This is a genomic window from Dietzia sp. B19, assembly GCF_014145155.1.
Taxonomy (GTDB): domain Bacteria; phylum Actinomycetota; class Actinomycetes; order Mycobacteriales; family Mycobacteriaceae; genus Dietzia; species Dietzia natronolimnaea.
Genome location: NZ_JAALED010000552.1, coordinates 1 through 1,417, shown reverse-complemented (window position 1 = coordinate 1,417; position 1,417 = coordinate 1). Strand labels below are relative to the sequence as shown.

The 1,417-nt window shown below is 69.4% G+C and carries 1 protein-coding gene; it reads right to left on the bottom strand.

Annotation, left to right across the window (positions count from 1 at the left end):
* Nucleotides 1-107: 107 nt before the first annotated feature.
* Nucleotides 108-1,208 carry an ABC transporter substrate-binding protein gene (locus G6020_RS15090; protein WP_182611183.1) on the bottom strand — a complete coding sequence of 367 codons (1,101 nt, stop codon included), beginning with the start codon at nucleotides 1,206-1,208 and terminating at the stop codon, nucleotides 108-110.
* Nucleotides 1,209-1,417: the final 209 nt, after the last annotated feature.

The window sequence follows — 1,417 nt, the reverse complement described above, 5'->3', positions numbered from 1 at the left end:
GACCAGCAGGCCACCGGTCAGCATCCGGGTGGTCCCGCCGGTCGGCCGTGCGGGTCGGGAACCAGGCGAGGGGCGCTCGGCCCGCTCGCGCCGCTCCGCTGTGAGCGTCACAGCGCGTCGGGGGCGTAGAGGGCCACCGCGAGCGCGTTGAGCACCGCGGGGGTCCTGGTTCCGAACGACAGCACGAGGTCGTCGTTCATCGCGACGACCCGCTGGTTCGCACCGGCCGGCGTCTGGGCCAGGGCCGGGAACTTCTCGAGCAGTCCGTCGACGCCACCGACGGACTCGAGCCCCTTGCTCATCATGACGATGACGTCCGGCTGAGCCGCGATGAGCCCCTCGTCGTTCGCCGGCTTGGCGCCCTTCCACCCGACCTCGGTCGACACGTCGTATCCGCCGGCCGCGGTGATCAACTCGTCCGCACCACTGTCCTGGCCGAACATGTAGTAGACGCCGGCGGATCCACGGGCGTAGAGGAAGACCGTGCGTAGCCGCGCGGTCTCGGACCCCGGCACGATCGAGGCGATCGACTCCTCGGTTTCCACGATCTTCGCGCGGGTGCGCTCCCCCAGTTCGCGCCCCAGCTCGGGCACGCCGAGCCCGTCGGCGACGGAGTGGGTCAGTGCCTCGACGTTGTCCGGGGACCGGTGGGAGTCGACGACGACGACGGGGATCCCTGCGTCACGGAGCTGCAGGATCACGTCCCACGGACCGAGCGAGGTGTCCGTGATGATCACACTGGGGTCGAGCGCGAGGATGGCCTCGGCGTTGAGCTGATGCCCGTCCTGCGTCACCAGGGGCCGATCGGAGATCTCGGGGAAGGCCGACGAGACGTCGCGGCCGATCACGTTGTCCCCCAGCCCGAGTTCGAAGACGATGCGGGAGAGCGTCCCGTAGACGTCCAGGGGCAGGATACGGGAGACGTCCGCGACCTCGACGACGGTTCCCTGGTTGTCCGTGACCACGGCCGGCAGCTGCGGAACCGGGTCGGTCGTGACGGGGTCGACCGGGCCGTCGACCAACTCCAGCGAGAGCTCGCCGGCGAAGGATCGCGGGTCCGCGGTCGCCGAGACCTCGGACGCCAGAGGGATCCCGGAGATCGTCTCGGGGTCGCCGCCGAGCCCGGTCGCGACCCCGCACGAGGTCAGCGTGAGAGCCAGGATGGCGGCGACGGCCAGCGGGAGCGAGCCTGAGCGCTGTCTGAACATGCGGCAACGATAGCACTGTAACCAAGGCGAGCCTAACCTTTGCATGGGAAGGCTTACCTAAACACCGTATTCCCAGCGTACGGCGATTTCCGCGCTCGACTCCGATCCCCAGATCCTCGCCCATCCGGGACTGAGAACTCTAAGACCGTGCCTACGTTCGCGGCGGAACGACGAAAGGCGGCCGCCCCCGGGGGTTCCCGGGGGCGGCA

What these genes read in the sequence shown, in the direction of transcription:
- G6020_RS15090 (WP_182611183.1), bottom strand. Translation starts at nt 1,208, where the DNA reads ATGTTCAGACAGCGCTCAGGCTCGCTCCCGCTGGCCGTCGCCGCCATC.